A 4,788-nucleotide genomic window follows, 5' to 3' on the forward strand; every position below is an offset into this window, starting at 1 on the left:
CAACTACGCTGATCAATAGGTAGACAATCGTGATCATAATTGCTTGCTGCTGAGCGACTTCTAGCGCTGCGAATACGACGCTTTTGTCTAATCCAACAAGTAGGTACCACTCTTTGTCACCATAGCTAACCGCATGGCTGAACATCACTTTCTCAACGCTGTTGATACTATAATTAACGATTGTGCTTTCTGAATTTTGTGCTTTTTTTGCAACGTCTTTCAAAGAAGCGTAATCCGTTAATTTAGTGCCCACTTTAACCACACTGGATGTGCTAGCCAGCACCGTCATGTCATTGGTCATCATCATCGAAATAGCACCGTTGAGGTCGATTTCAGAGACAGTGTCACTTAAAACATCGAGTGGAATGTCTGCCAATACCACACCGTTACCAACATCTTTACCAATGCTCACCATTAAGGTACCTGTTGTGGAGTCTGTATATGGGTCTGTATATACAAGGCTTCCTGAACGCTTACCTTCTTTGTACCAAGCTTTACTGCGAGGGTCGTAGCTTGATGGGCTTTTGTGATTATCCCAGCCCGGGTAATCGAATGAGGCATAAGCATCGCCATTGTCAAAACCTATCATCAAGTTCGCGACATCAGCACCTAATGAGCCCACGCGCATTCGCTCGGCGTGTCTATCTTGATAATTATGTTGACGATAATCAGCAGCTACTTTTGCTACTGCTTGTGTTTTTGCTTCTAGGTAAGTCTCAACCTTATTCCCTTCAATGCGAATACGGTCTTGTGTGCTCTGATAAATAGTGTCAGTGAGTGCTTCCTTCTTACTCTGATATGATAAATAGTTGGCTGAACCGACACTTATTGCGATTATTACTGATACTGCGACTAAAAGAACCTGCTTAAATCCAAGTTGTTTCATATGAATGTCCTTAATACTGAGCGTGCTCATCTGTCTGGCTAATGATTGTGCGAGTATATAGAGATATAGTGAATGCAACTACGCTCTCAATTGAACATTTAGTCTAATTTGAACAGTCTCAGCTCTGTATACAAAAAGCTCATGAAAAAATGGTTTATGCAGTAATGGTTCATTGATGCTGAATGAGAGGGAATCGTGACCGCCAGATAGAGATGTTTACGACAGTGTGGTACTGACTTTAAAGCTTAAATAAGGCGCCGCATTAGGGTATTTGAGCATAATGGATAACGTCACTAGTCAGTCATATGCGCTTGCTTATTGAGATGAGTGAGCTGTCATCAAAATAGTTACAAAACGTAAGCAACCTTCAGTACTTACGTTATCTCTATACTAACCAGCTAAGCCCTGCCAAATGGCAGTAAAGCCACTGATAGAACATAACAGTAAAGAACCAATTCGTATCTTCTCTTTAGGAATGCTTTGCGTGGTCATTAACGCCACTTTGTAACCCAACCAAGCAGCAGGCAGCAAAGGTATGGTGATGATCAAATGGTGCATAGTGAAGAAGCCAATTGGGATCTGAACAATCAACGAAATGATTGAACTAAAGACAAAAAAGGCAGACAAGTTGCCACGCAGCTGATTGGCATCTTGGTGTTGGAGTAGCAGTGCCATAGGTGGACCACCAATACCTGAACTGGTGCCAAAAAATCCTGAGAAGAATCCCGCGATGCCCATTTTGGCAGGCGTCGGCTCTAACCTAAATGGAAGCAAGCTGACAATCACTGCAAATACCACTAATAAACCTAACCAAAGTGACAACACGCTCGTTGAAACCATCACCAACAAGGCACCGCCTGCTAGTGAGCCTGGAATGCGTCCTAGTAATGCGATTTTTAATCCGCCAATAGAAATGTTTGCACGGTGTTTAAAGGCGTTGAATAACGAGATGAACAGGCCAACTAAACAGATAGGCGCAGGTACATAGTCGGGCGAGACTAAAAACAACAACGGGGCAGCCACAATAGCCAAGCCAAAGCCGATTGCTGTTTGTACAAACGAGCCGACAAAAATGAGTGCCATCGCGATAAGGGCGGTCTGATCTAGGTATTCCATAAGCCTGCGAATTAGTTTTAAAGGAGCGAGTGGATACTATAAATTAAAACGAAAAGAATAGTCTTATTATTCAGTGAGGCTTATGCAAGTTTCGTTAGTTATCATTTCGATAATAACGACTAACAAAAAAGCGAGTGAGCATATCAGGATACTTCCTTTCAATACTCACTCGCTTTATTGGAACGACTTGTTGTTTACGCTAGTGGGGGAGTCAGTGTTAAACGTTAAGCCATTGCCAATTTCAGTCGCTCAATCGGCTTGTCATTGATTGGTAAATGGATAAGCGCTGCCGCAAATGCAAGTACCACGGTTGACCACCAGATTGGCTCGTAAGAACCGTAGTAATCGTAAATACGACCGCCAACCCAAGCGCCTAAGAAGCTACCCACTTGGTGAGTAAAGAACACCAAACCGTACAACGTCGACAGGTAACGAGCACCGAAGATCTGACGAACTAAGCCAGAAGTTAGCGGAACCGTACCCAACCAACAAAAACCAATCGCTGCACCGAAGATAGCCGCGGTTGACTCAGTAACAGGCAAAGTGACAAAAGCTCCGATAACCACAGTACGTACTAAGTACAGTGCCGACATTACATGACGCTTGCTGAACTTATCGCCCATCACACCCCAGAAGTAAGATCCGAAGATGTTGAAGATACCCACATAAGCCAGTGCCATTGCTGCGCTGCTCGCGGGTAGGTTTTTGTCGGCTAAGTAACTCGGTAAGTGCGTCGCAATGAACATCACGTGGAAACCACACACGAAGAAGCCTGCGTGAATTAACCAATAACTTTTGTTCGCAAATGCTTCAGACAGCGCTTCTTTTAGTGTCTGAGTGTCTTCTACTTGCTTATTGGTTGCCGACTTCGGCGCTCGCATAAACAGGGCAAAAGAGATCATGAAACAACAAAGTACGCCAAAGACTTGCATTGCACTCTGCCAGTCAAATTCGTTCAACATGTATTGCGCGCCCGGAATTACCGCGAACATACCAAATGAACCTGCTGCTGTGGTTAAACCAAATGCCTTCGCTGCGTGCTCTGCAGGTACTACGTTTGCTACCGCGCCTAGCACGATCACATAGCTCGTCGCACTCAATCCAAGGCCAACTAATGCGCCTAATGAAACGTAAAGCATGCTTGATTCGGTAGAAATAGAGGTAAGAAGTAAACCCAAACCGTAAGCACATGCGCCAGCAATAATGATGCGTCTTGCTCCCCATTTGTCAGCAGCCATACCAACAAAAGGTTGGAACACGCCAAACAATAGGTTTTGTAGCGCAATCGCGAAGCTGAAAAACTCTCGACCCGTGCCGAAATGCTCTGAAATTGGCATCATGAAAATGCCGAATGATTGTCTGATCCCTAGACTGATAATAAGTGTGCCGATCCCAAGCCATACCAGTAAAGGAAAACGGAAAATGCTCATTCTAATACTCTTAAATTAATGGTGGTGATGTGAGTGGTCTTGCGCTGACATGTGTTGGTCAGTCATTTTATTGTGGTGTTCGTGCCCGGAATGCTCATGCGCTGACTGCTGGTGGCATCCACTGCTAACGGCATGCTGAGCCAAGAGATCGATCAATGGCTGATTGTGATGCACAATTACCAAACTAATGACAAGGAATAGCGTCATTCTGGCGAGTTGGGCAAAAAGAGATTGTGAAAACATAAGGTGTTTACATGCGCTCAATGTTGTAAGAAGTCGCGCATCATAATGACGAGTAGGGTATGTATCAAATGACCTTTTGTGATTTAGTCTATGCGTTTTATGCATAGATTTAAGCATCGCTGGAGTTGGAATGAAACGTAGCTAATAAATAGGAAAACACGAAGCTCGCTGATTATGTGGTAGAAGCGGAGAATTTAGGATGGATATTTAATTTTTTAGATATAACTGCTTGTTTTAGTGAAGTATTTTAAAGCCTGTAAAAGCTAGTATACAAATTAATCACTCAGTAACACTGCGCATTTACTCGACTTATCTGTTAAACATCGTAAATTTGTACTTCAATCGTTTCAACGGGACTGAAACGCGATGTTAAAAGATTCAGGGAGAGTCATTCACATGGATAAAGATCATAACCTTCGCGAAAACTTACTGGCACTGATCTTAGGTAGCGCGCTAGTGTCACTCGGCGTTATCTTTTTCAATCAAGTCGGTTTGCTCACCGGAGGCACGGCTGGTCTAGCGATCTTCATTACCAAAGTGACAGATTTGAGCTTTGGCCAAGTGTTCTTCGCACTTAACTTACCTTTCTATATTTTGTCGGTTGCTCGTATGGGCTGGCGCTTCACCATCAATACGTTTATCGCGGTTTCGATTGTTTCGTTCGCCGTGGATCACTTGTATCACGTGATTCAAATTGCCGAAATTCATGCATTGTATGCAGCTTTACTTGGTGGTGGCTTGATTGGTACCGGCATGTTGGTGATCTTCCGTCATAAAATGAGCTTAGGTGGCTTCAACATTCTGGCGCTGTTCTTACAAGAACGTTTTGGGATTCGTGCGGGTAAGGTTCAGATGGCACTAGATTGTACGATTGTTGTGCTTTCACTGTTTATCGTTGATGTGTCGCTGGTTCTTCTGTCTGTACTGGGTGCGATAGTCACCAACTTGATTTTGGCGATGAACCATAAACCGGGACGCTATCAACCGGTCGTAAAAGCGGAAGCGGCGTAGTTCGGTACGATCAAGCACTAGGTTCGCTTAAGTACTCGATTCGCATAAACAAAGCGTGATTTGCAGATTATGAAAACAACAAAGCCAGCATCAACTGCTGGC

General features: G+C 43.9%; 4 protein-coding genes. 1 reads left to right on the forward strand and 3 read right to left on the reverse strand.

All coding sequences use genetic code 11. The features are described 5' to 3' along the window. The 3 genes from AB4653_RS23215 to AB4653_RS23225 all read right to left on the reverse strand — a co-directional run. On the reverse strand, positions 1-886 hold an 886-nt coding region (locus AB4653_RS23215; protein ID WP_372105427.1), incomplete at its 3' end, for a cache domain-containing protein. 390 nt (positions 887-1,276) lie between these two features. Further along, positions 1,277-2,002, reverse strand: a complete 726-nt coding sequence (locus AB4653_RS23220; protein WP_170962739.1) for a sulfite exporter TauE/SafE family protein — start codon at positions 2,000-2,002, stop codon at positions 1,277-1,279. 224 nt (positions 2,003-2,226) lie between these two features. After that, a complete protein-coding gene (locus AB4653_RS23225; RefSeq protein WP_102258227.1) occupies positions 2,227-3,432 on the reverse strand; it encodes an MFS transporter in 1,206 nt (401 codons plus the stop codon). Between the two features lie 639 nt (positions 3,433-4,071). On the opposite strand from AB4653_RS23225, the gene AB4653_RS23230 reads away from it, so the two are divergent. Further along, the gene (locus tag AB4653_RS23230; RefSeq protein WP_017065874.1) at positions 4,072-4,686 is read left to right on the forward strand and encodes a YitT family protein; all 615 of its coding nucleotides are present in this window, start codon (positions 4,072-4,074) and stop codon (positions 4,684-4,686) included. Positions 4,687-4,788: the final 102 nt, after the last annotated feature.

The sequence above is a fragment of the Vibrio sp. 10N.222.48.A3 genome (genome assembly GCF_041475345.1).
GTDB classification, from domain to species: Bacteria; Pseudomonadota; Gammaproteobacteria; order Enterobacterales; family Vibrionaceae; genus Vibrio; species Vibrio tasmaniensis_A.

Coding starts and splice junctions, on each gene's coding strand:
- AB4653_RS23220 (WP_170962739.1), bottom strand. CDS start 2,002: ATGGAATACCTAGATCAGACCGCCCTTATCGCGATGGCACTCATTTTT.
- AB4653_RS23225 (WP_102258227.1), bottom strand. CDS start 3,432: ATGAGCATTTTCCGTTTTCCTTTACTGGTATGGCTTGGGATCGGCACA.
- AB4653_RS23230 (WP_017065874.1), top strand. CDS start 4,072: ATGGATAAAGATCATAACCTTCGCGAAAACTTACTGGCACTGATCTTA.